Here is a 25,235-nt window from a genome sequence, read left to right as displayed (position 1 = left end):
CGTAGAAGACGCGCACGGAGCCCACGCTGAAGACGTTGAACGCCACGAAGAGCGTGGCGGGCACCGCCACCGCCGTGACGAGCGCGGCGGCCAGCGCCCTGCGGGGACGCCCCGCGTGGAAGCCGCCGAACGTGCCCGCCAGCAGGCCGCTGAACAACGGGATGAAGAACGTGGCGAAGCTGATGAGCACCATCGTCAGCACGCTCACGTCGAACCGGTTGTGCTTCCAGACGATGCGGCTCTCCTCCACGCGCGTGTCGGGCGGAAGGGTCACGTAGTCGGCCCGCCCGTTCTCCAGCGGGTAGCGGTGATCCGGACGCGCGACGCGTCCGGGTTCCTCCACATGGGTCTCATCCATGGAGCATTGACCTCCGTGCGGGCGGGGGAAGGACGTGCCCGGACACCTTGGGAGATGGTGCTGGAAGCGTGCGGGTGGAAGGGCTGACGGCTCCACCGGTCCTCGGGGAGGTGGGCCCCTGCCGTGCCTGCCCGCCGGGAATTTCCGGGACCCGCCGTGGGGGCGGATGCCGCACCCGGGGGGCGTGACGCATCGGAGACTTGGCGTCCGGTGGCTGGCGGCTATGCTGCCGCGCCTCCGCCGTACCGCTTCCCAGCCTGGATGGATTCCATGAGCCTTCGCCGCAACCTGCTGACCATCGCCGTCCTCTCCTCCGCGCTGCTGTCCGGCTGCGCGCTGCGCCCGCGCTACAACGAAGTCATCCAGGCGAACGGCGCCACCGCGCTCCAGGCGGGCCAGCTCGTGGTGCTGCGCGTGACGGACGCCGCGACGGGCAAGCCGGTGAAGGGCGCCAAGGTGCTCGGCGGCGAGTACCGCAACCACATCAACGCCACCACCGACGAGAACGGCGAGTTCTCCCTCCAGCTCGACCCGGGCCTGGTGAAGGAGAACCCGCTGGTGGAGGTCGTGCTGCCCAAGGGCGTGCGCAGCTACAAGCTCCAGGTGGTGCCCTCCGGTCAGGCCCCCGCGCCCGAAGGCGAGCCCATCGCTCCCCCGGCCGGGTCCGCCGCGGAGCCGGCCGCTCCGTCCACCACGCCCGCGACCCCCGGCGCTCCCTCCGAGACCGCGGCCCCGGCGGCCTCCGAAACGGCGAAGTAGTTCCGGTTCGTCAGGTGAACCAGCGGATCAGGCGCCTGCCCTGCAAGCGCCTGAACGCCCCCAGCCGCCGCTGGAAGTCCTCGCCGATGGTGACGAAGCGCACGCCGCAGCGTCCCCGCGTGCGCTCCCCGGCGGAGCGGCGGGCCCACATCACCCGGGCCTGGAACGGGACCTCCTCGTCCCCCAGCAGCAACGCGCCTTCCAGGAGATCGCCCGCCTTCATCGGCTGGAGCATCTCCGCGCAGAAGCCGCTCTCCGACACATCCCGCGTGTAGAGCGGCAGCATGCCGCGCAGACGGACGGCCAGGCGATGCTCGAAGCGAGGCACGGCTCGGGGGAGGTGCATGCCCCGAATCCTGGCGGATTCCGCCTGAGTAGTAAAATTGCGCCAATGGAGAGCAGGCGGGCAGGCGGCCCGGTCGTGCAAGGCCCGGGAAACGTTGAGAAATCTCCTGGGAGGAGGGAGCGGCCATGTCGAAGGCATTCACCAAGGAAGACGGGGGCGGCGACGAGGGGCTCACCCCCGCGCGTCCCCGGTCGACGTCTGCGGAGCGGCGCTACATCACGCCGGAGGGCTACCGCGCGCTCCAGGAGGAGCTGCTGGAGCTGCAGGGCCCCGCGCCCCGGGACTGGCCGGAGCTGGAGGCGGGCGTGCGCAAGCGCGAACGGGAGCGCCGGGCGCGCGAGCTCACCGCCATCCTGGAGGACGTGCGGGTGGTGGCGCCGGAGCCCTCGCAGGCGGGCCGCGTCTTCTTCGGGGCGTGGGTGGTGCTGGAGGACGAGGACGGCGCGCGCATGCGCTATCGCATCGTCGGTCCGGATGAGGCGGACGTGAAGGCGGGGCGGCTGAGCGTGGAGTCCCCGCTGGCGCGCGCGCTCCTGGGCAAGGAGGCCGGCGAGGCCGTGCAGGTGGAGCGTCCGCGCGGCACGGTGGAGTACGAAATCCTCGCGGTGGAGTACGCGGAGTCCGAGGCCGCCGCGGCCGCGCCGTGATCAGCGCTTCGTGGCGATGACGGTGACGAGCCGGCCGAAGGGCTCCGGCATGTCGCCCTCGCGCACCTCCACGTCGAACCCCGCCGCCTCCAGCAGCGCGCGGGCGCGGGGCACGAGGAACGTCAGGTAGTACATGACGAACGGCGGCTTCCAGAGCGCGTTGCGCACGCGCATGGCGGCGTTGAAGCCCTTCGCCACCCAGTAGCCGGGGTTGAGCGCGGACGGCGGCCGAGCGGTGACGAAGATGAAGCGGCCGCCGGGCTTCAGCGCCCGCGCGATGCCCTCGACGAGGCGCGGCTCGTCCTGCTCCAGGATGTGCCCGAAGGCGCCGAAGCTGGTGACCACGTCGAACGCCGCGTCGAAGGGCAGCGCCAGCGCGTCGCCCCGGACGAAGTCGAGCGCCGCGCCGCCCGGCGCATCCCCGAGCCCGCGCCGCGCCTCCTCCAGCATGCCCTGGCTCAGGTCGAACCCGACGACGCGCTCGCGGCACAGCGGGCGCAGCACGCGCATCGCGGCGCCGGTGCCGCAGCACACGTCCAGCGCGCTGCCCACGCTGCCTTCGGGCCCCACGTGCGCGAGCGCGGCCTTGAGCACCGGATCCGGCGTGCGGAACGGCGTGTGCTCGAACTTGGGCGCGAGCAGGTCGTAGCCCTCCTCGACGGAGGTGAGGGCCTGCCGTGCGAGCTCGCGGAAGGTGGGGCCGTCGCGGTGGAACATGGGATGAGGTGTACCCACATCCCCCTGGCTCCGCCACCCGGGTGGAGAGGGACTCGACGGGATTTGAATGTTCCGGCGGGGGCTCCGTCAGTCAGGACAAGCAACTCGGACGGAGGATGGAAGACATGGCTTTCAAGCTCGGACTCGCGACCCTGGCCTTCGGTGCACTGCTGCTCGGTTCCTCCACGTCGTTCGCGGCGGACTGGCGCGGCCCGACCCGGGCGGACTCGCAGTGGGGCGGCCAGCAGCGGTACAGCGGCGACTGGGACTCCGCGCCCCGGGGCCAGGCGTTCCGCTACGACAATGACGACGCGAAGACGCGCCGCTTCATGGGCTGCCGCGGCCCGAACTGCAACCACGGCCCCATGCCGCGCCCGGTGGACTCGCGCGGCCGCTACGAGCTGCAGACGGTGGAGCGCTGGGTGCCGGCGCGCTACGAGCAGGTCTGGGTCCCCGAGCAGTGCGTGGCGCGTGGCCGCCACGGCCGCCACGTGCGCTGCACGCCGGGCTACTACGACCAGCAATATGTGCCGGGCGGCTACCAGGCGGTGACGGAGTGGGTCTGGGTGCCGTACGGCGGGCGCCGCTGGCAGACGGTGGTCTACTACCCGTAGCAAGCACGAGGAGACGAGACGGGACGGACGACGCAAAGGGGACGACGCAGTGCCGCGGGGCGGTGCCTGGAGAGGGGTCTCCAGGTGTCGCCCCGCGGTGTTTCGTGCAGGTGCCTTTCGCGGGCGGGCCTGTTAGGGAGGGCCCGCATATGGGGACCGCATTCATCACGGGCGCGGGCGTGCGCATCGGCAGCGCGGTGGCGCGCGCGCTCGGCCGCGCCGGCTACGACCTGGCGCTTCACGCGAACCGCTCCCTGGAGCCGCTGGAGGCGCTGGCGCACGAACTCCGGGCGCTGGGCCGTGAGGTCACGCTGTACCGCGGCGACCTCTCCGACGCGCAGGCGGTGGACGCGCTGGGCGCGCAGGTCCAGAAGGCGCACCCCGCGCTGGACGTGGTCGTGCACAACGCGGGCCTCTATGAGCGGGTGGACTTCGCGGCCGTGACGCGCGAGCAGTACCGCCGCATGCTCGCCGTGAACGTGGACGCGCCGTTCTTCCTCACGCAGGCGCTGTTGCCGTCGCTGCGCGCGGGGAAGGACCCGCTGGTGGTGCACCTCACGGACATCGGCGGGGAGCGGGCGGTGAGCCACTACTCGCACTATTCGGTGAGCAAGGCGGGGCTCGTGATGCTGACGCGCGCGCTGGCGGTGGAGCTGGCGCCGCACGTGCGCGTCAACGCCATCTCGCCGGGCGTGGTGGCCTTCCCGGAGGACTTCGACGAAGCCGCGCGCAAGGAGGTGCTCGACCGCGTGCCCATGGGCCGCGAGGGCAGCGTGGAGGACGTGGCGCGCACGGTGGTGTTCCTCGCGCGCGAGGCGCCGTACCTCACCGGGCAGGTCATCGCCGTGGATGGTGGAAGGAGCGCGCGACTGTGAGCCAGGAACCCGTGTGGATCCACCCCGTGGTCACCGACGCGCAGGGCCGTCCGCTGGACGTGATGGAGCTGCGCGGGCTCACGGTGGACGTCATCGTGGGCCTCTACAACCGCGAGCGCGTGACGCCGCAGCCCTTGCGGCTGGACGTGGCGCTCTTCCTGGACGCGAGGCAGGCGGCGGTGGGCGGCAGGCTGGCCAACACCGTGCACTACGGGCGGCTGGCCGGGGAGCTGCGCTTCCTCCTGGATGCGTGCCGCTTCGAGCTCTTGGAGTCCGCGGCGGAGGCGGTGTGCCGCTACCTCCTGGCTCCGCCCACGGACGCCGCGCCGCACGCGCCGCTGCACGCCGCCACGGTGCGGGTCACCAAGCCGGAGGCGCTGACAGGGTGGGCCATCCCGTCGCTCCAGGTGCACCGCACCGCGGCGGAGATGGTGTACCGGACGGACGCGAAGCCCTTCGGCCACGTGGACGTCATCCACGAGGGCGCGACCTACGGCGTGTACCGGCTGCGGGTGGATCCGGGCGGCGGCATCCCGGCGCGCGCGGACGGCCACACGGAAGGCATGGAGCTGGTGCTGGGCGCGGGGCTGGTGCTGCAAGGGCAGCCGGTGGGGCGGGGGATGGCGTTCAGCGGGCCGGAGGTGTTCGGGCACGGCTACGACAACCCGACGGCCACCGAGCAGACGGTGCTGGGCGTGTACCGGCCGCGCCTGGTGCTCTCCGGGGCGGGCGGCGCCGGGGAGACGGCGCCCGTGGGGCCGGGCAGGCAGTACTACCTGCCCGAGTAGGCCCCGGGCGTCCAAGCGACGGGGGCGGAGGGTATGCTAGCTGTAGCGGCGCCTCGCTCTTGAAGGACGCATCGGATGACCCTGGACCGGCGGATTCAGCTTTTCTTGGTGCTCGCGGGGCTGTTCATCACCTCGCTGGTGGTGGGCGACATCATCGGGGTGAAGCTGTTCGAGGTGCACCTGGGCCCGGTGGTGGCGGTGATGTCGGTGGGGATGCTGCCGTTCCCGGTGACGTTCCTGCTGACGGACATCCTCAACGAGTTCTACGGCAAGAAGGTCGCGCGGTTCGTGACGTGGGTGGGCTTCGTGATGGCCATCTTCACGTTCGTGATTGTCGCGCTGGCGGGCCTGATTCCGTGGGCGCCGATGACGGAGGCGAAGGACTACGGCGGGACGGTGGCGTCGTCGTTCAACAACGTCTTCGGCGGCTCGCAGCGCATCCTGGCGGCGTCGATGATGGCGTACCTGGTGGCGCAGTTCCTGGACATCTCGGTGTTCAACCTGCTCAAGCGGGTGACGAACAACCGGATGCTGTGGCTGCGGGCCACGGGCTCCACGGTGGTGTCGCAGTTCATCGACACGGTGGTGGTGCAGTTCGTCGCCTGGACGGGCGTGCTGCCCCGGGAGGTCATCTTCCGGATCATCTTCACCTCGTACGCGGTGAAGCTGCTGGTGGCCATCGGCCTGACGCCGCTCGTCTACCTGGGGCACGCGCTGGTGGAGCGCAAGCTGGGCATCGCCCCGGTGGTGCTGGGCGAGGACGGTGAGCCGGTGAACCTCGTGACGCCCAAGGCCGAGCCCTCATCGGCGGCAGCGGCCTGAACGCGGTAGGCAGGGCCCAGAACAGGAGCCCTGCCCGCACCGCGTCTCAGCGCGCGTTCGCGGCCGGGTGCTTGAGCACCTGCATCGTGCCGCGCGTGACGCCGAACTGCTCGTGCACCGCCGCGCGCTTCACCGCCTCCGCGGGTGACAGCCGGCCCGCGAGCAGCTCCTGGTACGCGCCCAGCACCCGCGCGGCCTCCTCGCGCGTCTCGCGCACGAACTCCACGCGGAAGCGCCGCACGCCGCGCTCCAGCAGCCGGGGCACCAGCGACGCCGCGCTCTGCGCCTGCGCGTTGAACACCGTGTTGCGGCACCCCACGTCCACGATGACCGGATGCTCCAGTCCCAGCCGGTCCTTCAGCGCGATGGCGCTCTTCTCACACGGCCGCCCGCAGGTCTTGTAGTCGCGCCCGTTGGACAGCGTGTGGGAATACACGCAGTGCTCCGTGTGGAACGTCGCGATGTGGTGGTGCAGCGCCACCGCGAACCGGTGCGCCGGCGCCTGCTCCAGCAGCGCGAAGAGCTGCTCCGAATCCAGGTCGTGCGACACCGTCAGCGTGTCCAGCCCCAGGCTCAGCAGGTGCGCCGCCGTCAGCGAGTTCGTCACGTTCAGCGAGAAGTCCCCGTGCAGCACCGGCCGCGACGCCCCCGCCGGCTGCTCCAGGAAGTGCATCATCGCGCCCCAGTGGCGCACCAGCACCGCGTCCGGACGCAGCCGGTCCAGGCGCGTGTCGTAGCCCTCCTCGCCGGGCTTCTGCACGCGCACCGTGGCGATGGTGACGCGCAGCCCCGCCGCGTGTGCCCGCTCCACCGCCTTCTGGAGCCCCACCATCTCCATCCAGTCCAGCTCCACCTCGCGCAGCCCCGCGGCGATGACCGCCTCCAACTGCGCGTCGTTCCGGCACAGCGGCAGCAGCCGGGGCGCCTCCTCCGCCGGACGCGCCGCCACCTTCGAAAGCAACGCCTGCCGCACGCCGGCCTCCACGGCCTCCGTGCTCACCGTCCGCGCGGGCCCCCGCTCCACGTCCGCCGTCAGCTCCGCCACCAACTGCCGCCGCAGCGCCTTCAGCTCCGACACCGGCAGGTGCAGCCCCGGCGCCAGGCCGGACGCGTCCAGCTCCGCCAGGTGGAACGACGTGCCGCCCAGCGCGGCCAGCTTGTCCTTGAGCAGCGCCGCGTCCACGCCCGCGCCCCGCGACGGCGCGAGCACCGTCGTGCCCACCGCCTCACGCGTGAAGCGCGCGGTGCTCATCCGCACGCGCAGCGGCGTGCCCTCCGCGCCGGACACCACCAGGGACAGAGGGATGCGGCCCTCGGGCTCACCCTGCGCGAGCAGCTCCCCCGTGCGCCGCGCGAGCGCAGGGTCGCTGTTCAGCCACACGCGCTGCCCCGGCGCCACGCGGCCCAGGTCCGGACCCGGGTGGCCGAAGCCCAGCACCCACGCGTCGCCCTCGCGCTCCACGCGGAAGATGGGGCCGCCCGGCTCGTGCTTGTCCTCCGGCGCGCCCGCGTCGAACACCACGCCCATGCCCGGACGCGGATCCACGTCCGCGGGGTCGGGCTCGCCCGTGAGCGGCGCGGACACGTTTCCCGCCGGGGCCTCGGGCCGCTCGTCGCCCAGCCCCAGCGCGCCCGTCCACGGCCGGTCGTCCGGCACCACGAGCACGTCCTTGCCGGACACCGCCCGCACCCGGCCCAGGTACAGCCCGCGGTGCTTCGGGAAGCGCCCCTCCACCAGCGTCTGGTGGTCGGAGCCCGCCAGGAACCCGTGGGAGAAGCCCCGGCTGTACGACAGCGACATCTCCGCCAGGTCCTTCGCCAGCCGCGCGCCGTCGGGCTTGCCCGCCATCACGCCATCCAGCCAGCGGCGGTAGCCCTGCACCGTGCTGGAGACGTACGCCGGCCCCTTGAGCCGGCCTTCAATCTTCAGGCTGTGCACGCCGATGTCCGCCAGCTCCGGCACCGCGCGCACGCCCGCCAGGTCCTTGGGGCTGAGCAGGTACTTCACCTCGCCCAGGTCGCGCGTCTCGCCGTCCACCACCAGGTCGTACGGCAGCCGGCAGGACTGCGCGCACTGGCCCCGGTTCGCGGACCGGCCACCCCACGCTTCGCTCGTGAGGCACTGGCCGCTCCACGACATGCAGAGCGCGCCGTGGATGAAGACCTCCAGCTCGATGTCCGTCTGCGACGCCAGCCGGCGGATCTCCGCCACCGACAGCTCGCGCGGCACCACCATGCGCGTGAAGCCCAGGCCCGTGGCGAACCGCGCCCCCTCCGCGCTGGACAGCGTCATCTGCGTGGACGCGTGCAGCTCCAACTGGGGGCAGAGGGCCCGCGCGAGCAGCGCCACCGCCGGGTCCTGCACGATGAGCGCGTCCACGCCCGCCTTCGCCACGCCGCGCAAGAGGTGCTCCACCACCGGCAGTTCCGGCTCGAACACCAGCGTGTTCAGCGTCACGTAGGCGCGCGCGCCCGCCCGGTGGATGAGCCCCACCGTCTCCGGCAACCGCTCGAGCGAGAAGTTCTCCGCGCGGGCTCGCGCGTTGAAGCCTTCATCGAGCCCGAAGTAGACGGCGTCCGCCCCACTGGCCAGGGCGGCACGCAACGACTCCAGGTCACCAGCGGGGGCGAGGATTTCGGGGCGTCGGGGAGACATGACGCCTACCTAGCACGCCCGGCTTCAGGGGCATCGGCGGCCGGAGACGGGACCGGGCAGGGGAGCGGGCGGCCTCGCGCCGGGTGGCGGACCGGGGACGGCGTTCCCACCCTTCGACGCAGGAGGTCGTGATGCTTGAGGTCGTCGTCTACATGAAGCGCACGTGTCCCTATTCGCGGCAGGCCATGGAGCTGCTCAACGAGAAGGGCTGCGAGTTCCAGAAGGTGGATGTCGCCGCGGATGAAGCGCGGCACGAGGAGATGCTGCGGCGCTGCGGCCGGCGGACGGTGCCGCAGATCTTCATCGCGGGCCGCCACATCGGCGGTTGCGATGACCTCTATGACCTGGAGGCGCGAGGGCAGTTGGACGCACTCCTCGGCAGGGAGGCCCGGGACTCCACCGCCCCCTGAACCCGTCATCCGCCGCAGCACCCGGGCCGTGTTCCTCATGGGGACACGGCCCGCGTGTTTCTGCGCGCGCGGCCCACCCTCCGGCACATCCGCGGTCCTCTGGCGCCAGGCCCAACCGCGCGGATTCACATTCCTGCCTGGCTGCCCGGCAAGCAGGCGGTGGCGGAGTCCACGGCTGACGGGGAATGCACGGCACGCGTGTTCCCGTTGCCCGCCGACCCCGCGAGCGCACCCCCGCGCCGTGAACCCTCACGAGGAGTCCACATGCGCTTCCGCCAGACCCTGACGACCATCGTCTGCGCCACCGGGATGCTCGCTGCCACCGTCGGCTGTACCGGCAAGGTCGAACCCGCGCCCGCGACAGCCACGCCTCCAGGCACGTCCGGTCCACCCATCGTCACCCCGCCCGGGCGGCCCCAGACACCGGCCGACGCGGGTACGCCCCCTGACGAGGACGGCGGCACCCCGCCCGCGGATCCCGTGGACCCACCGCCCCCGGAGGAGCCCCAGGAGCCCGAGCCGCCGCCGCCCGCCGAGCCCCAGTACACGCGCGTGCTCTGGGTGTCCCCCAGCGGCAACGACTCCGCGGCGGGCACGGAAGCACTGCCCCTGCGCACGGTGGCGCGCGCCGTGTCGCTGGTGAGGCCCGGCGAGGCGGTGTTCCTCCAGTCCGGCACGTGGCGCGAGCACGTGGCGCTGAAGGAGCGGCAGGGCACGGCGGACCAGCCGCTGACGCTGAGGGCCGCGCCGGGCGCCACGGCCATCCTCAAGGGCGGCTCCATTGGCCAGACGGCGCTGGTGGACGTGAGCGGCGCGTACTGGAACATCCAGGGACTCACGGTGGACGTGGGCGGCGAGTCCACCTTCGCGGTGATGTGGCGCGGCGCGGGCGCGCACCACGGCGTGCTCCGGGACAGCATCGTGAAGAACGGCACGGAGGGCGCGGGCGTCTACGTGACGGAGAAGGCGCACGACGTCCTCATCGAGAACAACGACATCTCCCACTTCGACCAGGGCGACGTGGACAGCCACGGCGTCGCGGTGCAGACCTCCGCCAGCAACGTCACCGTGCGCGGCAACGACATCCACCACAACTCCGGCGACGGCGTGCAGTGCCTGGGACCGGAGGGCGGCGCCACCACCCCGGGCACCCCGTTCGACAACCTGCTCGTGGAGAACAACCAGCTCCACGACAACCGGGAGAACGGCGCGGACATCAAGACGTGCACCCACGTCACCCTGCGCGGCAACACCGTCTACAACCACCGCGCGGTGTCCACCTCCGCGGGCGAGGGCATCCTCATCCACATGTCCCCCTCCGACGTCACGCTGGAGGACAACGTCTTCTACGCCAACGCGCGCGCCATCCAGATTGGCGGCAACCGCGAGGGCGCGCCCCCCACGCGCGTCATCCTGCGCCGCAACCTCATCCACGACGGCCTGGGGGAAGCGGACGGCGAGGAGGGCACCGGCATCCGCGTGGACGCGTCCGTGGACGTGAAGGTGCAGCACAACACGGTGTGGAACCTGAGCGGCGCGTGCCTCGTCTTCGGCACGGGCTCCAACGGCGCGAGCCAGGGCCTGGACGTGCGCAACAACCTCTTCGCCGGCTGTGGCATCGCCGCTCGCGGCGGCGCGGGCCGGAGCGGCGCGGTGGTGGACGGCAACCTGTACTTCCGCGGCGGCGGCGCGGCGGTGTTCAACCTGGAGGGCGCCACGCTGGGCCTGGCGGACTGGCGCACGAGGGCCGGCCTGGACAAGCGCTCGCAGGAGCGCGCGCCCGGCTTCGTGGACACGGGCGCGGATGACTACCAACTGTCCGCGCAGTCCCCCGCGCGCGAGGCGGGCCTGTCCCTGGGCCTGCCCTTCTGCGGGGCGGCGCCGGACCAGGGGGCCTTCGAGTCAGGCTGCCCCTGACCCCGGGGGTTGTGTAGACTCCGGGGCCCCTCGCTCCGGAGTCCAGCGCCCCGTGTCGGCCCCGTCGGAACCCGCCTTCGGCATCGTCCTGGTCCCCCCAGGGTCGGTGGCAAGAGAACCCCTGAACGCAGCCGCCGAGCGCGCGGGCCTGCGCGTGGTGGACGACCCGGACGACGCCGCCCTGGCGCTGGTGGACCTCACCGCCCCCGGCTGCGGCCCCGCGGTGGTGGAGCTGCTCACGTCCCTCAACGGGCCGCACCTCACGCTGCTCGCGGTGGTGTCCCCGGAGCCGCGAGGCTTCGCCGCCGTGGACACGCTGCGCCCCGCGGACATCGTCACCCACCAGGGGCTGCCGCATGAGCTCACCTGGCGCCTCCAGCGCGCCGCGGAGCGCCACCGCGAGCGTGAGGAGCAGGCCCGCAGCCAGACGGACCTGGCGCTGCTGCTGGAGCTCACCGCCGACTACGCGGAGAGCTCCGACGTGGAAGCGCTCCTGCACGGCGTGACGCGGCGTCTGGCGGAGCAGTTGGACATCGCGCGCGCCACGCTGGTGATGGTGGGCGGCGGCGTGGACGAGGGCGTCATCGTCGCCGCCAGCGACGACCCGGGCATGAAGGACCTGCGCATCGACCTGGCGCGCTATCCCGAAATCCGTGAGGTCGTGCGCACCGGCAAGCCCGTGGTGATGCAGGAGGCCGCCACGCACCCGCTCCTGGGCGACCTGGAGCGCCGGGCCGTGGCCGCGCGAGGCATCCACGCCATCGCCGCGCTGCCCCTGCCCATCCGGGGCCAGGTGCGCGGCGTGCTGCTCCTGCGCGCGGCCGGACGCAGGCGGGCCTTCAGCACGCGGGAAATCGACTTCCTCACCACGGTGGCCCACGCCACGGCGGTGGCGCTGCGGAGCGCGTCGGTGCTCCAGTCCGTGCAGACGGCGCGGCTGGCGGCGGAGGAGAAGGCCGCGTCCTTCAAGCCCTACCAGCTCTTCTTCGCCCACGTGAGCGAGGGCGTGGCCATCCTCGACGACGAGGCCGCCGTGCTGTCGCTCAACCCCGCGGGCGCGCAGATGCTGGACACCACCGCGGGCGAGGCCCGCGGCAAGCACCTGAATCAAATCACCCAGCCGGTGGACGACGGCGTGCTGATGGAGCTGGTGACGTCCGCGTCGCGCGGCGAGGCGCGCATGGGCGTGGACGTGGTGGTGCGCACGCCCGCCGGCCGCTGCCTCACGCTGTCCATGTCCGCGGCGCCGCTGCGCGACGAGGACGCGGCCACCATCCTCTCCTTCCGCGACGTCACGCACGCGCGCAAGCTGGAGGACGAGCTGCGCAACACGAAGGACTTCCTGGAGCGGCTCATCGACTCGTCGGTGGACGCCATCATCGCGGCCGACCTGAAGGGGCGCATCATCCTCTTCAACAAGGGCGCGGAGGCCATGTGCGGCTACACCGCGCAGGAGGCCCAGGAGAAGCTCAACGCGCTCCAGCTCTACCCGCCCGGCGTCGCCCAGCGCATCATGGCCCAGCTTCGCGGCCCCGAGATGGGCGGCAAGGGCCGGCTGTCCCTCACGCGCCAGGAGCTGATGCACCGCTCCGGCGAGCGCGTGCCGGTGAACATGACGGCCTCCATCGTCTACGAGGGCGGCCGCGAGTCCTTCACCGTGGGCATCTTCACGGACCTGCGCGACCGGGTGCAGTTGGAGCGCAAGCTGTCCGACGTGGAGACGCGGCTGGAGGAGAGCGAGAAGAACGCCGTCATCGTCGCGCTCGCCGGCACCGCGGCCCACGAGCTCAACCAGCCCCTCACGTCCGTGATGGGCTACGCGGAGCTGCTCAAGCGCAAGCTCAAGGAGGAGGACTTCGCCTGGAGGCCGGTGGACATCATCTACCGCGAGGCGGAGCGCATGGCGGAGATCGTCCGGAAGATCGGGAAGATCACCCGCTACGAGACGAAGTCGTACGTGGGGGCGCAGCAGATCCTCGACCTCGACAAGGCCAGCTCCCATGAAGAGTGAGGTCCGCGCCGTGCGCCCGTCCGGAAATCTGGCCCCCGACGCCTTCCAGGCCTTCTTCGACGCGCTGGACGAACCCGCCGCCGTCTGCGACGTGGCCCTGCGCATCGCGGCCGTGAACCCGGCGATGCGCCGCTTCTGCGCCACGCACGACATCAGCGTGGACGTGGTGGCGCAGGCCCTGGCGGACGCCGTGGCCCCGGAGGACGGGCAGTCCCACGAAGTGGACCTCGTGCTCCAGAGCGGCACCTCGCTGGTGCTCACCCTGTCGCGCCGCTCGGACACCGTGGCGGTGCGCGCCCGCGTGGACACGGAGGTCATCAGCGGCCGGCTGGTGGTGGCGGAGCGGGCCCTCCTGGAGCAGGCGCGCACGGAGGGCGTGCTCCTGGACCTGGGCCGCAGCGTGGCGGAGGCCGGCGGCGAGGAGGAGCTGGTGGCCGCGGTGGCGCGCGGCGTGAAGGAGCTCTTCCCCGGCCGCGCCTTCTGCATCCGCATCGTGGACGCGCGCACCGGCGGCCTCACGTCGCTCTACGCGGAAGGGCGCCTCAAGGAGGGCGCGCACGAACCGCTGGTCCTCTTCCAGCGCTCCGTGGAGAAGACCAACCTCACGCAGACGGCGCTGCCCCAGGGGCGGGTGACCATCTCCGAGGAAGTGCCGCTGCTCTTCCACGGCAGCACCCGCGCGGTGAGCGCCCCCCTGGTCGCGAGCGGCCAGCTCTTCGGCGCCATCAACATGGAGTACCCGGAGGGGCTGGACGCGGACCCCGCGCACGACGAGCGCGTGCTGCTCCAACTGGCCAGCCAGGTCGCCGTGGCGGTGAAGAACGCGAAGCTCATCGACGAGCTGACGTTCGTGCGCAAGTACCTGGAGGAGCTGCTGGAGAAGGCCAACGCCCTCATCCTGGTGGTGAACCGGGACAAGCAGGTGGTGGTCTTCAACCAGGCCCTGAGCGCGCTCACCGGCCTCACCAAGGAGCAGGTGCTGGGGCGGGATTTGTCCTCGCTGGTGGCGGACAGCGAGCAGCTCCGGCTGGTGCCCGTGCTGGCGGCGGCCATGCGCGGCGAGTCCGTGAACAACTTTGAAACGCGCCTGCTCACCCGCGACGGCGGCGAGGTGCGCGTGTCCTTCGCCACCTCCTCCATGCTCACCCAGCCCGGGGAGGTGGAGGGCGTCATCGCCATTGGCCAGGACGTCACGGTGGTGAAGGAGCTGGAGAAGCGCATCATCCACGCGGAGAAGCTGGCCTCCATCGGGCAGCTCGCGGCCAGCGTGGTGCATGAAATCAACAACCCCATGACCGCGGTGGCCACCTACGCGGACGCGCTGCTCCAGCGCTCGCGGTTGACGCCGGGCGCGAACCCAGCGGACCAGGAGAAGCTGAAGAAGATTCTGGAGAGCAGCCACCGCATCCTGCGCTTCACCCGCGACCTGGTCAGCTACGCGCGCCCCGCGCAGGACCGGCCGGAGCGCGTGGCGCTCAACGCCGTCGTGGACATGGCCGTGGGCTTCTGCGAGCACGTCGTGTCCCAGGCCCGCGTCAGCGTGCAGCGCGACTACGCGAGCGACGTGCCGCCCCTGGCCGCCGTGCGCGCCAACCTGGTGCAGGTGTTCGTCAACCTCATCACCAACGCGTGCCACGCCATGCAGCCCGGCGGGCAGGTGTCCCTGTCCACGTCCCAGGAGGGCACGGAGGCGGTGGTGCGCGTGAGCGACACCGGCACCGGCATCGACCCGCGCAACCTGTCGCGCATCTTCGAGCCCTTCTTCACCACCAAGCCGGAAGGGCGCGGCACCGGCCTGGGCCTGTCCATCTGCCAGGGCATCGTGGAGAACCACGGCGGGCGCCTCACCGTGGAGAGCACGCTGGGGCAGGGCACCACCTTCACGGTGCGGCTGCCCCTGGCCGCGGACTGAGCGCGAGCGGTGGGGGGCGCCTCAGCCCTCGCCGCCGTCGTCGTCCAGCTCGCGCCGGAACTCCTCGTTCGTGAGCAGCCCCTTGCGCGCCATGATGCGCATCAACGCCCAGAAGCGGCGCTCCAGCTCCTCCAGCCGGTCCGGCTCCTCGCGCGCCGCCTGGCCGAAGAGGTAGTCCAGGTCATCCAGCACCCCGCCCCCGCCGGACGAGGGCGCCCGCGCCTTGGGCTTGTCCCCCGCGCCGCCGCGCTTGCGCTTCGCCTGCTCCTCGCGCTCGCGGATGAGGTCCGCCAGCGACGTGCGCTGCGTCTTCTCCGACGCGGGCAGCTCCTCGCCGACGATGACCTCCTCGTCGTCCTCCACCACGGCCGGACGCACGGGCACCGGCGCCGCCCTGGCGGGAGGCCGCGCCGGTGCGGGGCGGGGGCCCGAGGCCACGGGGACCTTGTGGTAGTAGCGCAGGATGGCGCCGCGCACCGCGGACAGCGCCGTCACCCGGCCGCTGACCTTCAGCCCGCTGGTGAACTCAATCTCTTCGATGGCGGTGATGTTCAGCGGATCCGCCATCGCCACCACCAACTGGCGCTTGCCGCCCACGTTCTCCAGCGCGTACGGGAACAGGTCGTGCTGTTCGCAGAAGCGCGCCCGCAGCAGGTGCACCGCCGCCCAGTCCGGGGTGATCGCCGCCAGGTCCACCTGCGGCATCCCCAGCGCCTCGCTGAGCGCCTGCGCCAGCGTGGCCTCCGTGATGGCGCCCTGCCCGATGAGCGTCACCCCCAGCCGCTGCCGCGTCTGTCGCTGCGCCGCGAGCCCCGCCTCCAACTGCTCCGGGGTGATCGCGCCACGTTCCACCAGCAGCTCACCAATCCGCTTCCTGGCCATGGTTTTCCCGCCTAACACGTCATTCCAAGCTGCCCAAATCGCTGGCATGGCTGTTGCGCAAGCCACGGAAAAGGGCCCGTCCTGTGCCCTGTGGAGCGACTTGGCAAGCCGCGCGCCAACGCAAAATTCCTGTGAGATTTCAGTAACTAACGCTGAGGGTGCCTGCCTTGACACGCCTGGGAGCGGTTCCTAGACTCGGCGCCACCGTGATCCAAAATTCCTGCCGCTGACCTGGGTGGATGTCCACCCGGCCGGCAGCAGTGCGGAGTGGTTCGCAAGCGCGTGCCGCGCCGTCCATCTGGAGGCTTTCCGTGATGAACCTGGGGTTCGTAGCCAATCTGTCCGTTCTCGCCAACGCCGGCGGAAGCAATGAGACCTTCCTGCAGGAGCTGGGGCGCCGCTGGGAGTCCGGTCAGGCCGGTATGTACCCCATCGCGGTCTGTCTGGTGATCGCGCTCTCCATCATCATCGAGCGCAGCATCGTCCTGTTCGGCAAGGCCTCCATCAACAAGGAAGGCTTCCTGCGCGGGCTGAAGAAGCACATCTACGCGGGCGACCTGGACAAGGCCATCAACTACGTGGCCGGCCAGAAGAGCACGCCGCTGACCAACGTCGTCAAGGCCGGCCTGATGAGCGTGCCCAAGGGCCAGGAAGAGGTCCAGGCGGCGCTCGACGAGGCCAGCCTGCGTGAGACGCCGAAGCTGGAGGCGCGCACGGGCTACCTGGCGATGCTCGGTAACGCGGCGATGCTCGCGGGCCTCCTGGGCACGGTGAACGGTCTCATCACCTGCTTCGAGGCGGTGGCGAACGTGAACCCGGCCGACAAGGCGACCATTCTGGCGAACGGCATCTCCGAAGCCATGAACTGCACGGGCTTCGGTCTGCTCACGGCCATCCCGGCGCTGGTGGCCTTCTCCGTGCTGATGGGCCGCACCCAGAGCATCATCAACGACATCAACGAGACCAGCGTCTCCGTGCTGAACCTCATCGTGGCCAACCGCGACAAGTTCAAGAACCTGAACATCCCGGCCTCCGCCCACGCCGAGGAGTAGTCCTCCTCGCGGTCGCGCGGTGGTCGTGGAACCTGAAGTCCTGGCGCGCTGTCTGGATGCCCCGAGGCATGGAGAGCACCCGCAGGCGCGCCATCCTTCGCAGTCTTCTTGAAACGTCGTTCGTGCGCGAAGAGCGCGGTAGGGTTGGGAGGTAGTCGCCATGGCCGGCGGAATGGACCTGGGCACCGGTGGAAAGGGTGGCAAGAAGCCGCTCGACACCGCCATCAACATGGTGCCCTTCATCGACCTGATGGCGGTGACCATCAGCTTCCTCATCATGACGGCGGTCTGGACCCAGATCGGCCGTCTCCAGGTGTCCCAGGCCGGCGGGGCCTCCACGGACGAGCAGCAGGAGGAGGAGAAGACCAAGACGGTCCAGCTCACCCTCCTGGTGTCGCCCACGGAGATGCGCCTCACCGCCGACCAGAGCGCCTTCGACCCCATTCCCCTCACCCGGGATGACAAGGGCCGGCCGGACCTGACCAAGCTGATTGCGCGCTTCAAGGAGTTGAAGGCGCAGCTTCCGGACCAGTCCGCCATCACCCTTCAGACCGAGGACGCGGTCCGCTACGAGGACCTGGTCCGCATCATCGACGAGTGCATCGGCTCCGGGTTGCCCCAGGTGTCGGTCTCCGCGGCGATGGGCTAACAGGAGAGCACCCAAGCCATGGGCATCAAGGTTCCCGGTAAGCGGTACGGCAAGCGGCTGGAGCACTCCAAGGTCTTCGGCCACGGCGGTCACGGCAAGAAGAACGGCAACGCGGACCTGCTCATCACCCCGCTCGTCGACATGTTCGTCATCATCGTGCTCTTCCTCATCGCGAACTTCTCCGCGACGGGCGAGGTGCTGATGATGACCAAGGACATCGTCCTTCCCGAAGCGGTCAACGTGAAGGAAGTGGAGATGCACCCGGTGGTGATGGTGTCCAACGACCAGGTCAGCGTGTCGGGCACCATCGTGGGCCGGGTGGAGGACCTCACCAAGGACGAGTACCTCAACATCCCCGCGCTGGAAGAGAAGCTGCGGGACATGAAGAAGCAGTTCGAGGACCTGCACTCCATGGCCGGCGGTGGCGAGACCTTCAAGGGCGACGTGAACATCCAGGCCAACAAGGACGTGCAGTTCAAGATCATCAAGCGGGTGATGTTCAGTTGCGCCACGGCCGGCTACAGCAACATCAACTTCGCCGTCATCCAGGCCAGCGGCGGCGCCGGCGGTGAGAAGACCGCCGCCGCCACGCCCCACTAGCTTCGCGGCGGCTCCCGGCCGGTTCCGGGCTCCGCGCTTTACAAAAAACGCCCTGACCCCGCGTGGGTCGGGGCGTTCGCGTTTCTGCTAGAGAAGCGCCCCATCATGCTCCTGCGCGCCGTGCTCTTCGACCTGGATGGGACGCTGGTGGACTCGCTGGGGGACATCGCCGCGGCGATGAACCACGCGCTCACGCAACACGGCCTGCCGCCGCACCCGGAGTCCGCCTACCTGCGCTTCGTGGGGGAGGGCGTGGCGAAGCTCGCGGAGCGGGCCACGGGCGGGGCCGCCCCCGCGCTCCAGGGGCAGGTGCTGGCCACCTACCACGCCTATTACGACACCCACCTGTTCGACCGGACGTATGCCTACCCGGGCGTGGAGGACGCGCTCGCGCGGCTGGCGGCGGACGGCGTGCGGCTGGGCGTGCTCAGCAACAAGTCCGACGACTTCGTGAAGCGGCTGGCGGCGCGGCTGCTGCCGGCGGTGCGCTTCACGGCCGTGTACGGCGAGCGGCCCGGCATCCCGCGCAAGCCGGACCCCACCGCGGCGCTGGCCCTGGCGGAGGAGCTGGGCGTGGCGCCGGGCGCGTGCGGCTTCGTGGGGGACACCTCCGTGGACATGGACACGGCGAAGGCCGCGGGCATGTACGGCGTGGGCGTCACCTGGGGCTTCCGCACGGCGGAGGAGCTGCACGCGCACGGGGCTCGCGCGGTGGTGTCGTCCGCCGGGGAGCTGCTGGCGGCGCTGCGGAGCGCGGGCGCCTGAAAAGCAGCAGGGGCCGCCTCCCTCGGACGAGGAGGACGGCCCCTGGGGCTTGCCGCGCGGCTGTCCGGGTGGATCAGGCGGCCACGGCGAGCTTCGGCTTGGCGCCTTCCTCGACGGCGTCCACCGCGGGCGGGCGGCCCAGCCGCTTGAGCATCCGGTAGTGCGAGGCCACGCCGCTGCGGAAGGTCTCCGCCTCCAGGTAGGGCAGGCCGTGCTCCTGGGCGGTGGCCTTCACGATTTCACTCAGGGCCGGGTAGTGGATGCTGCACACCTTGGGGAACAGGTGGTGCTCCACCTGGAAGTTGAGGCCGCCCACGTACCAGCTCAGCAGGCGGTTCTTGCGGGCGAAGTTCGCGGTGGTGCGCAACTGGTGCACCATCCACGCGTCCTCCACCTTGCCGTCGGTGTCCGGCACGGGGAACTCCGCGTCCTCCACCACGTGCGCCAACTGGAAGACGATGCCCAGGATGAAGCCCGCCGTCAGGTGCATGGCCAACTGCCCCAGCACGAACTGCCACCAGGTGACGTCCAGCACCAGCCACGGAATCACCAGCGTCCAGCCGTAGTACACGGCCTTCATCGCCACCAGGCGGGCCCACTCCGCCGGCGCGTGCTTCTTGCCCTTGTAGGGGCCCAGGTCCTTCTGGAAGAAGTACTTGTAGTCCTTGGCGAACACCCAGAAGACGGTGGTGAACGAGTAGGCCGCGAAGGCGTACAGGTGCTGGAAGCGGTGGTACCCCTTCCACTCGCTGTACGGCGACAGCCGCAACTGCGGGCTCACCGTCAGGTCCTCGTCCATGCCCTGGATGTTGGTGTACGTGTGGTGCAGGACGTTGTGGGTGATGCGCCACATGTAGCTGTTCGCGCCAATCAGGTCGAACGCGAAGCCCACCACCGTGTTCACCCGCGCGTCGTCGCTGAAGGAGCCGTGCACGCCGTCATGGCCGATGCAGAAGCCGATGCCCGCGATGGCCACGCCCATCAGCACCGACAGCCCCAGCATGCCCCAGGCGTTGAAGTGGCCGCTGAGCAGCAGTCCGTAGACGCCCGCCGTGAAGCCCAGGATGGCCAGGGCCTTCACGTACATGGCCTTGTTGGCCCGCTGCGAAAGGTTCCGGGTCTCGAAGTACTCGGAGACACGCTGCTTCAGGTCCTCCGCGAAGGAGGCATCGCGCTGGCCAAAGGTCACACGGGTCGGGTTCGTCACTGGGAGGGGCGCCTCACGGGAGGGGGACGGCGGGGTGGAGCAGGGTCCGGCGGATTCCACGATAGGACACGTCCAGGCGGAAGTGTTCAGGGGTGGAAACTATTCCGGAACACCGCCGGGCCCAAAACCTGTCACCCCCTGGCTGCCTGGAGCGTCAGCCAGCGGGAAATGCCCGGCCCCGAGAAGGCGTTTCACGCTGAGATCGAGGTTGTTACCTTCGACGGCGTGAGGCAGGCCGGGAGTGGTTCCCGGCTCGACTTCATGCCTGTTCAGGGTTAAGGCGCGGTCTTCGCCCCAAAGTCACGGGGCGGGCAGCCCGGCGCTCTCGCCAGGTTGTCTGTGGGACAAGGAAGCAGATCATGGCAAGTGGTACGGTGAAGTGGTTCAATGATGCGAAGGGCTTTGGTTTCATCACGCAGGACAGCGGTGGTCCGGACGTGTTCTGCCACCACACCGCCATCCAGTCGGACGGTTTCCGCACCCTGGCCGAGGGCCAGAAGGTGGAGTTCGACGTGAAGAAGGGCCCCAAGGGCCTGCAGGCGGAGAACGTCCGCCCGGTCGGCTGAGCCCACCGGCTCGGTTGCTCTTCACGCATCCACGAGGTCCGGCCTTGACGGGGCCGGGCCTCTTTTTCGGTCAATGTTTCCCAGGAGGTTCCATGCAGGGAAGGTCCACAAAGCGGCAGAAGGAGATGGCGCGCGCGCAGAAGCAGCGCGAGAAGGACGCCAAGAAGGCCGAGCGCAAGACCGAGAAGGACAACCGTCCGACTCGCGGGCCGGGCGAAGAGGATCCCGATATCGCCGGCATCATCCCGGGCCCGCAACCGCTGCCCGACGCGTTCAATACCTGAGCTTCATGAAGCGACACCGCCCCGGCCCATGAGGGCACCGGGGCGGCGGTGGGCGAGGGGCCAGCGGGCCCCTTTTTCATGTCCGCGTGACTAGCCCATGCCGTATCTCAGCCGCTCCTTGTCCTCGGCGCGGTTGTAGGCGGTGGCCGCGGCGATGACGTGGCACACCCAGCCGAGGATGCCGCCCGTGCCCAGCCAGAAGCCGGGCGTGATGATGAGCCAGAAGACCCCGCGCAGGATGTCACCGTTGTAGATCTGCCCCACGCCGGGGATGAAGAACGACAGCAGCGCAGCAAGTCCGGGACGCGACATGGATTTCGTTCCTCCTTGCCCCTTCCTACGGTCCCCCAGTGTGGTCATTGCATCGCCTGCCGCACACCGCCTGCCTGCCGGGCGGGCCTGCCGGCGGACGGGGTGCAACGCACCGCGGTCCCCGCTAGCATGACGCATGTTCCTGTCGGCCCTGGTGTCACGGCCCGGAGAGGACGGGGGGAGTCATCATCCAAGGTCGTCCTCAGGCCCGTGTGGCGGCGTTCCCGGTCCGGGGCCTCGTGGAGGTCCTCGCGTTGGCGGCGGTGTACCTGCTGGCCGCGCGGGTGGCGCTGTCGCTGGCCGCGGAGAAGAGCCACATCTGTCCCGTGTGGCTGCCGTCGGGCGTGGCGCTGGGCGGGCTCCTGCTGCTGGGCGTGTCGCGCTGGCCGGCGGTGGCGCTGGGCGCGGGCGCGGTGGCGTACGCCATGGGGGTGACTCCGGGCGTGGGGCTGTCCGTCGTGCTGGGCTCCACGCTGGAGGCGGTGCTGCCGGCGCTGCTGTTCCAGCGCATGGGCGGCGCGCGGGAGCTGCACCGCGTGCGCGACGTCGCGTGGCTGGGCGCGGGCGCGGGGCTGGGGGCGCTCGTGGGCTCCGGGCTGGGCACGCTGGGGCTCGTGCTGGGCGGGGTGGTGCCCGCCGCGCAGTGGGGCCCCTCCGGCTGGCTGTGGTGGATGGCGGACCTGCTGGGCATGCTGCTGGTGACGCCGGTGGTGCTGCTGCGCAGGCCCCGGCGCATGGCGCGCTCGTGGGAGGCGCTGCTGCTCACGGCGCTGACGGCCGCGGTGTGCGTGGGCGTCTTCGCCTTCCCCCGGCCGGGCTCCGGGGCGGCGCACGCCCTGACGTTCCTGCTCTTCCCGCTGATGGCCTGGGCGGCCCTGGGCTTCGGCCTGCGGGGGGCGGCGCTGTCCTCGCTCTCCATCGCGCTGGCGGCCATCGCCGGCACGGCGCGGGGGCTGGGGCCGTTCTTCACGGTGGACCTGCCGCACCGGGGGCTGGTGGTGCTGCAGCTCTTCATCGGCATCACCGCGCTGACGGGCCTGCTGCTGGCGGCGGCGCGCGCGGAGCGCCGCCAGGCGGTGGAGCTGCTGGAGCTGCTGGCCACCACCGTGCGCGCGGTGCACGAAGGCGTGCTCATCTGCGAGGTGCGCGAGTCGGGCGGCCTGCACACCGTCTTCGTCAACGAGGCCCTGTGCGCGCTGGTGGGCCGGCGGCGCGAGGAGCTCGTCGGCGCGGCGCCGGGGGAGCTGCTGGCGTCCGCGGACGGCGGGGACCGGCAGCGGCTGCTGGAGGCGCTGCGCGAGGAGCGCTCGCTGCGCGCGGAGGTGGCGCTGACGCGGCCGGACGGCACGCGGGTGTGGAGCGAGATCCAGCTCTCCCCGGTGCGCGCCAACGGCCAGGCCGTGACGCACTTCGTGGCGACCCACCGCGACGTCACCGCGACGAAGGAGCTGCAGGCGCGGCTGGTGGCCGCCGAGCGCGTGGCGGCCGTGGGCACGCTGGCCGCGGGCGTGGGCCATGAAATCAACAACCCGCTGGCCTACCTGGCGCTGAACCTGGAGGCCGCGCGCAAGAGCCTCGCGGGGGAGGGGGCCCAGGCCCCGCAGGCCGTGCGCGACGCGCTCGTGAGCGTGCGCGGGGCCCAGGAGGGCGCGGAGCGCATCCGCCTCATCGTGAGGGACCTGCAGGTGTTCAGCCGCGAGGGCGCGCCGGAGCGCGGCCTGGTGGACCTGAACGCGCTGGTGCCGCCCGCGGTGCGCGTGGTGTTGCACGCCCTGCGCTCGCGCGCGCGGCTGGTGGAGGACTTCGGGCCGGTGCCGCGCGTGCTGGGCAGCGAGGCGCGGCTGGGGCAGGTGCTGCTCAACCTGCTGGTGAACGCCCTGCAGGCCATCCCGGAGGGGGAGCCCGGCCGCCACGAGGTGCGCGTGCGCACCGGGACGGACGCGTCCGGCCACGCGCGCGTGGAGGTGGAGGACACGGGCGGCGGCATCCCGCCGGACGTGCTGCCGCGCATCTTCGACCCGTTCTTCACCACCAAGGGCAACGACGAGGGCACCGGCCTGGGGCTCGCCATCTGTCAGCAGATCGTCCGCACGCACGGGGGCGAGCTGCGCGTGCACAGCGCGCCGGGGCAGGGCGCCACCTTCACGCTGCTGCTGCCGCCCGCGCCCGTGCAGAGCGCGGGGAGCCTGGTGCCGCTGCACGCCGTGGCGCGCGGCGAGGAGGCGCCGGAGACGGCGGCCTCCGGGCGGCGCGGGCGGGTGCTCATCGTGGACGACGAGCCCCGGCTGGCGCAGTCCATGCGCCTGTTGCTGGAGCCCGGCCACGACGTGGTCACCGTCACGCGCGGCGAGGACGCGCTGGCGAGGGTGGCCGCGGGCGAGTCCTTCGACCTGGTGCTGTGCGACCTCCAGATGCCGGGCATGGACGGCATCGCGGTGTACCGGCGGCTCCAGTCGGAGGCGCCCGCGCTGGCGTCGCGCGTGGTGTTCATCTCCGGCGGGGCGTCATCACCGGAGGCGAGGGCGTTCGTGGAGGCGGTGGCCCAGCGGGTGCTGGAGAAGCCGGTCCGCCCGGACGTGCTGCTGTCCACGGTGGAGGCGGTGCTGGAGGGCGGCCCCCAACCGGTGGCGGCGCGCGGCGCGGTGGGCGGCACGCGCCGCGGCTAGGGTCCGCTCAGACGCGCAGCCACTTGCGGGCGGTGGGGCCGAAGAAGCGCACCACGCCGCCCACCAGGAAGAAGCGCACCGAGCGGCCGATGATGGACGCGAGCAGGAAGCGCTCCAGCGGCACCGACACCAGCCCGCTGCCGATGGCGACGATCTTGAACGGCGTGGGCAGGATGGAGCACAGGAGCGCCAGCACCCAGAAGTTGCGCCCCAGCAGCTCGCCCACCGTGCCGGACACGCCGAAGCGGTCCACGCGCACGTCCAGGTCGATGTGCAGGAGCTGGGTGATGCCCTCGCCCACGAACGCCCCCAGGCCGTAGCCGATGAGGCCGCCCACCAGGCTCGCCAGGGTGCCCAGCAGGCAGTAGCGCACCCACTTCTTCGGCTGGGCGAGCACCATGGGGACCAGCACCGCGAAGGGCGGGATGGGGAAGACGGAGCCATCCACCACCGACACCGCCATCATCGTGGCGAGCGCGTGCGGGGTGGAGGAGGCGGCCTCCACGCGCTGGTACAGCCGGCGGTACCAGGACGGCTTCGGGGCGTCAGCGGCCGTGGCGGCCGGGGAGGTCTGGGGGGAAGGCTCGGTGGAGGACATTCGGGGGCGCACCCTAGCGGAACGCGGGGCCCTTGCCACCGGGCCCCCGGGCCCGGATGCCTGCCTGATTGGAATGCGCCCCATGCCCCGGGGGCTTACACACGGGGAAGGGTGACCATGACCGCACAAGAGACCGTGGAACGCGCCGCCGGTGCGCTGAAGGTGTTTCCCCTGCCGTCGGCGGTCCTGTTCCCGCACACCGTGATTCCCCTGCACATCTTCGAGCCCCGCTACCGGGCCCTGGTGAAGGACGCCCTCGCCACGGACCGGGTGCTGGCGCTGGGCCAGTTGGAGCCGGGCTGGGAGGGCAACTACGAGGGCCGCCCGCCGCTCCAGCCCCTGATGTGCGCGGGCGTCATCGTCTGGGACGAGCAGGTGGAGGACGGGCGCTACAACATCCTCCTGCAGGGCGTCAGCCGCGTCCGGATGGTGACGGAGCTGGCGCCGGACACGCCCTACCGCCAGGTGCGCGCCCAGGTGCTGGCGGATCCCCCCTACACCGGGCCGGAGGAGGAGCAACTGCGCCAGGCCGTCTTCGAGCTGGCGGGCCGGGTGCCGCCCTCGTTCGCGGAGAGCCTGCTGCCGGTGGCCGCGCGCGCCGGCGGGGGCATGCTGGCGGACGTGGTGGCGTCCGCGCTGGTGCCGGAGCCCGGACGGCGGCAGGAGCTGCTGGGGGAGCTGGACGTGCGGCGCCGCCTGGAGCAGGTGCTGGAGGACGTGAGCGACCTCTTGAGCCAGCTCCAGCCCATGCGCCCCAGCGGACCGCTGAACTAGCCGCGCGGTCGCGCCCGGCGCGGGAACTGAACGCGCCGGGTCCGGGGC

25 protein-coding genes are annotated in these 25,235 nt (G+C 71.4%); 18 read left to right on the top strand and 7 right to left on the bottom strand.

Features of this window, described 5'->3' with window-relative positions; translation table 11 throughout:
* Positions 1-628 precede the first annotated feature (628 nt).
* Positions 629-1,117, top strand: a complete 489-nt coding sequence (locus tag K8612_RS11160; RefSeq protein ID WP_223740881.1) for a hypothetical protein — start codon at positions 629-631, stop codon at positions 1,115-1,117.
* 10 nt (positions 1,118-1,127) lie between these two features.
* Here the strand turns inward: K8612_RS11160 and K8612_RS11155 are convergent, their stop codons facing one another.
* Entirely contained in the window at positions 1,128-1,463 is a 336-nt protein-coding gene (locus K8612_RS11155; RefSeq protein WP_158619177.1) for a PilZ domain-containing protein, read from the bottom strand.
* A 125-nt stretch (positions 1,464-1,588) separates the two neighbouring features.
* On the opposite strand from K8612_RS11155, the gene K8612_RS11150 reads away from it, so the two are divergent.
* Positions 1,589-2,110 (top strand): GreA/GreB family elongation factor, encoded by a 522-nt coding sequence (locus K8612_RS11150; RefSeq protein WP_223740882.1) that lies wholly within the window; start codon positions 1,589-1,591, stop codon positions 2,108-2,110.
* Here K8612_RS11150 and K8612_RS11145 read toward each other — a convergent pair whose 3' ends face one another.
* Positions 2,111-2,827, bottom strand: coding sequence for a class I SAM-dependent methyltransferase (locus K8612_RS11145; RefSeq protein WP_223762263.1), 717 nt, complete (start codon positions 2,825-2,827; stop codon positions 2,111-2,113).
* A 125-nt stretch (positions 2,828-2,952) separates the two neighbouring features.
* Between K8612_RS11145 and K8612_RS11140 the strand changes: the two genes are divergently transcribed.
* From K8612_RS11140 to K8612_RS11125, 4 genes are all read left to right on the top strand, one after another.
* Complete coding sequence (locus K8612_RS11140) at positions 2,953-3,441, top strand: hypothetical protein (protein WP_223740884.1); 489 nt, start codon at positions 2,953-2,955, stop codon at positions 3,439-3,441.
* A 149-nt stretch (positions 3,442-3,590) separates the two neighbouring features.
* Positions 3,591-4,316, top strand: coding sequence for an SDR family oxidoreductase (locus K8612_RS11135; RefSeq protein WP_223762262.1), 726 nt, complete (start codon positions 3,591-3,593; stop codon positions 4,314-4,316).
* Positions 4,313-5,104 (top strand): dihydroneopterin aldolase, encoded by a 792-nt coding sequence (locus K8612_RS11130; RefSeq protein WP_223762261.1) that lies wholly within the window; start codon positions 4,313-4,315, stop codon positions 5,102-5,104. Before K8612_RS11135 ends, K8612_RS11130 begins: the two co-directional genes overlap by 4 nt.
* 75 nt (positions 5,105-5,179) lie before the next feature.
* Positions 5,180-5,926: a queuosine precursor transporter gene (locus K8612_RS11125; protein WP_223762260.1), complete on the top strand. Its 747-nt coding sequence runs from the start codon at positions 5,180-5,182 to the stop codon at positions 5,924-5,926.
* Positions 5,927-5,972: 46 nt separating this feature from the next.
* On the opposite strand, the gene K8612_RS11120 is transcribed toward K8612_RS11125, so the two are convergent.
* Positions 5,973-8,582 (bottom strand): U32 family peptidase, encoded by a 2,610-nt coding sequence (locus K8612_RS11120; protein WP_223762259.1) that lies wholly within the window; start codon positions 8,580-8,582, stop codon positions 5,973-5,975.
* 131 nt (positions 8,583-8,713) lie between these two features.
* Here K8612_RS11120 and grxC point away from each other — a divergent pair, with 131 nt between their 5' ends.
* The 4 genes from grxC (at position 8,714) to K8612_RS11100 (ending at position 14,832) form a co-directional block, all read left to right on the top strand.
* On the top strand, positions 8,714-8,992 hold the full coding sequence (gene grxC / locus K8612_RS11115) for a glutaredoxin 3 (RefSeq protein WP_223762258.1): 279 nt from the start codon (positions 8,714-8,716) through the stop codon (positions 8,990-8,992).
* A gap of 264 nt (positions 8,993-9,256) precedes the next feature.
* Positions 9,257-10,909 (top strand): nitrous oxide reductase family maturation protein NosD, encoded by a 1,653-nt coding sequence (locus K8612_RS11110; RefSeq protein ID WP_223762257.1) that lies wholly within the window; start codon positions 9,257-9,259, stop codon positions 10,907-10,909.
* A gap of 52 nt (positions 10,910-10,961) precedes the next feature.
* The gene (locus K8612_RS11105; protein WP_370639933.1) at positions 10,962-12,920 is read left to right on the top strand and encodes a PAS domain S-box protein; all 1,959 of its coding nucleotides are present in this window, start codon (positions 10,962-10,964) and stop codon (positions 12,918-12,920) included.
* Complete coding sequence (locus tag K8612_RS11100) at positions 12,910-14,832, top strand: GAF domain-containing sensor histidine kinase (RefSeq protein WP_223762256.1); 1,923 nt, start codon at positions 12,910-12,912, stop codon at positions 14,830-14,832. Before K8612_RS11105 ends, K8612_RS11100 begins: the two co-directional genes overlap by 11 nt.
* A 21-nt stretch (positions 14,833-14,853) precedes the next feature.
* Here K8612_RS11100 and K8612_RS11095 read toward each other — a convergent pair whose 3' ends face one another.
* Positions 14,854-15,714, bottom strand: coding sequence for a general secretion pathway protein GspE (locus K8612_RS11095; protein WP_223740893.1), 861 nt, complete (start codon positions 15,712-15,714; stop codon positions 14,854-14,856).
* Positions 15,715-16,028: 314 nt separating this feature from the next.
* On the opposite strand from K8612_RS11095, the gene K8612_RS11090 reads away from it, so the two are divergent.
* From K8612_RS11090 to K8612_RS11075, 4 genes are all read left to right on the top strand, one after another.
* On the top strand, positions 16,029-16,766 hold the full coding sequence (locus K8612_RS11090; protein WP_223740894.1) for a MotA/TolQ/ExbB proton channel family protein: 738 nt from the start codon (positions 16,029-16,031) through the stop codon (positions 16,764-16,766).
* A 160-nt stretch (positions 16,767-16,926) separates the two neighbouring features.
* Positions 16,927-17,415, top strand: a complete 489-nt coding sequence (locus tag K8612_RS11085; protein WP_223639154.1) for a biopolymer transporter ExbD — start codon at positions 16,927-16,929, stop codon at positions 17,413-17,415.
* Positions 17,416-17,433: 18 nt separating this feature from the next.
* Complete coding sequence (locus K8612_RS11080; protein WP_223762255.1) at positions 17,434-18,015, top strand: biopolymer transporter ExbD; 582 nt, start codon at positions 17,434-17,436, stop codon at positions 18,013-18,015.
* A 105-nt stretch (positions 18,016-18,120) separates the two neighbouring features.
* The gene (locus K8612_RS11075) at positions 18,121-18,780 is read left to right on the top strand and encodes an HAD family hydrolase (RefSeq protein ID WP_223762254.1); all 660 of its coding nucleotides are present in this window, start codon (positions 18,121-18,123) and stop codon (positions 18,778-18,780) included.
* A gap of 73 nt (positions 18,781-18,853) precedes the next feature.
* Here K8612_RS11075 and K8612_RS11070 read toward each other — a convergent pair whose 3' ends face one another.
* The gene (locus tag K8612_RS11070) at positions 18,854-19,987 is read right to left on the bottom strand and encodes an acyl-CoA desaturase (protein WP_223762253.1); all 1,134 of its coding nucleotides are present in this window, start codon (positions 19,985-19,987) and stop codon (positions 18,854-18,856) included.
* Positions 19,988-20,346: 359 nt separating this feature from the next.
* On the opposite strand from K8612_RS11070, the gene K8612_RS11065 reads away from it, so the two are divergent.
* Both K8612_RS11065 and K8612_RS11060 read left to right on the top strand, forming a co-directional pair.
* On the top strand, positions 20,347-20,553 hold the full coding sequence (locus K8612_RS11065) for a cold-shock protein (RefSeq protein ID WP_014400218.1): 207 nt from the start codon (positions 20,347-20,349) through the stop codon (positions 20,551-20,553).
* A gap of 92 nt (positions 20,554-20,645) precedes the next feature.
* On the top strand, positions 20,646-20,837 hold the full coding sequence (locus K8612_RS11060; protein ID WP_014400217.1) for a hypothetical protein: 192 nt from the start codon (positions 20,646-20,648) through the stop codon (positions 20,835-20,837).
* Positions 20,838-20,927: 90 nt separating this feature from the next.
* Here K8612_RS11060 and K8612_RS11055 read toward each other — a convergent pair whose 3' ends face one another.
* Positions 20,928-21,149, bottom strand: a complete 222-nt coding sequence (locus K8612_RS11055; protein WP_143903121.1) for a hypothetical protein — start codon at positions 21,147-21,149, stop codon at positions 20,928-20,930.
* Positions 21,150-21,361: 212 nt separating this feature from the next.
* Between K8612_RS11055 and K8612_RS11050 the strand changes: the two genes are divergently transcribed.
* On the top strand, positions 21,362-23,815 hold the full coding sequence (locus tag K8612_RS11050) for an ATP-binding protein (protein WP_223762252.1): 2,454 nt from the start codon (positions 21,362-21,364) through the stop codon (positions 23,813-23,815).
* 7 nt (positions 23,816-23,822) lie between these two features.
* Here K8612_RS11050 and K8612_RS11045 read toward each other — a convergent pair whose 3' ends face one another.
* Complete coding sequence (locus K8612_RS11045; RefSeq protein WP_223740899.1) at positions 23,823-24,413, bottom strand: YqaA family protein; 591 nt, start codon at positions 24,411-24,413, stop codon at positions 23,823-23,825.
* 117 nt (positions 24,414-24,530) lie between these two features.
* Here K8612_RS11045 and K8612_RS11040 point away from each other — a divergent pair, with 117 nt between their 5' ends.
* A complete protein-coding gene (locus tag K8612_RS11040; RefSeq protein WP_223740900.1) occupies positions 24,531-25,187 on the top strand; it encodes an LON peptidase substrate-binding domain-containing protein in 657 nt (218 codons plus the stop codon).
* The last annotated feature ends 48 nt before the right edge of the window (positions 25,188-25,235 follow it).

It is taken from the genome of Corallococcus sp. AS-1-6, assembly GCF_020037015.1.
Classification (GTDB): Bacteria; Myxococcota; Myxococcia; order Myxococcales; family Myxococcaceae; genus Corallococcus.
Note: the sequence above shows the minus strand (reverse complement) of the source record. Positions and strands in the feature narration are given on the sequence as shown.

What these genes read in the sequence shown, in the direction of transcription:
- K8612_RS11160 (WP_223740881.1), top strand. Translation starts at nt 629, where the DNA reads ATGAGCCTTCGCCGCAACCTGCTGACCATCGCCGTCCTCTCCTCCGCG.
- K8612_RS11155 (WP_158619177.1), bottom strand. Translation starts at nt 1,463, where the DNA reads ATGCACCTCCCCCGAGCCGTGCCTCGCTTCGAGCATCGCCTGGCCGTC.
- K8612_RS11150 (WP_223740882.1), top strand. Translation starts at nt 1,589, where the DNA reads ATGTCGAAGGCATTCACCAAGGAAGACGGGGGCGGCGACGAGGGGCTC.
- K8612_RS11145 (WP_223762263.1), bottom strand. Translation starts at nt 2,827, where the DNA reads ATGTTCCACCGCGACGGCCCCACCTTCCGCGAGCTCGCACGGCAGGCC.
- K8612_RS11140 (WP_223740884.1), top strand. Translation starts at nt 2,953, where the DNA reads ATGGCTTTCAAGCTCGGACTCGCGACCCTGGCCTTCGGTGCACTGCTG.
- K8612_RS11135 (WP_223762262.1), top strand. Translation starts at nt 3,591, where the DNA reads ATGGGGACCGCATTCATCACGGGCGCGGGCGTGCGCATCGGCAGCGCG.
- K8612_RS11125 (WP_223762260.1), top strand. Translation starts at nt 5,180, where the DNA reads ATGACCCTGGACCGGCGGATTCAGCTTTTCTTGGTGCTCGCGGGGCTG.
- K8612_RS11120 (WP_223762259.1), bottom strand. Translation starts at nt 8,582, where the DNA reads ATGTCTCCCCGACGCCCCGAAATCCTCGCCCCCGCTGGTGACCTGGAG.
- grxC (WP_223762258.1), top strand. Translation starts at nt 8,714, where the DNA reads ATGCTTGAGGTCGTCGTCTACATGAAGCGCACGTGTCCCTATTCGCGG.
- K8612_RS11110 (WP_223762257.1), top strand. Translation starts at nt 9,257, where the DNA reads ATGCGCTTCCGCCAGACCCTGACGACCATCGTCTGCGCCACCGGGATG.
- K8612_RS11100 (WP_223762256.1), top strand. Translation starts at nt 12,910, where the DNA reads ATGAAGAGTGAGGTCCGCGCCGTGCGCCCGTCCGGAAATCTGGCCCCC.
- K8612_RS11095 (WP_223740893.1), bottom strand. Translation starts at nt 15,714, where the DNA reads ATGGCCAGGAAGCGGATTGGTGAGCTGCTGGTGGAACGTGGCGCGATC.
- K8612_RS11090 (WP_223740894.1), top strand. Translation starts at nt 16,029, where the DNA reads ATGAACCTGGGGTTCGTAGCCAATCTGTCCGTTCTCGCCAACGCCGGC.
- K8612_RS11085 (WP_223639154.1), top strand. Translation starts at nt 16,927, where the DNA reads ATGGCCGGCGGAATGGACCTGGGCACCGGTGGAAAGGGTGGCAAGAAG.
- K8612_RS11080 (WP_223762255.1), top strand. Translation starts at nt 17,434, where the DNA reads ATGGGCATCAAGGTTCCCGGTAAGCGGTACGGCAAGCGGCTGGAGCAC.
- K8612_RS11075 (WP_223762254.1), top strand. Translation starts at nt 18,121, where the DNA reads ATGCTCCTGCGCGCCGTGCTCTTCGACCTGGATGGGACGCTGGTGGAC.
- K8612_RS11065 (WP_014400218.1), top strand. Translation starts at nt 20,347, where the DNA reads ATGGCAAGTGGTACGGTGAAGTGGTTCAATGATGCGAAGGGCTTTGGT.
- K8612_RS11060 (WP_014400217.1), top strand. Translation starts at nt 20,646, where the DNA reads ATGCAGGGAAGGTCCACAAAGCGGCAGAAGGAGATGGCGCGCGCGCAG.
- K8612_RS11055 (WP_143903121.1), bottom strand. Translation starts at nt 21,149, where the DNA reads ATGTCGCGTCCCGGACTTGCTGCGCTGCTGTCGTTCTTCATCCCCGGC.
- K8612_RS11045 (WP_223740899.1), bottom strand. Translation starts at nt 24,413, where the DNA reads ATGTCCTCCACCGAGCCTTCCCCCCAGACCTCCCCGGCCGCCACGGCC.
- K8612_RS11040 (WP_223740900.1), top strand. Translation starts at nt 24,531, where the DNA reads ATGACCGCACAAGAGACCGTGGAACGCGCCGCCGGTGCGCTGAAGGTG.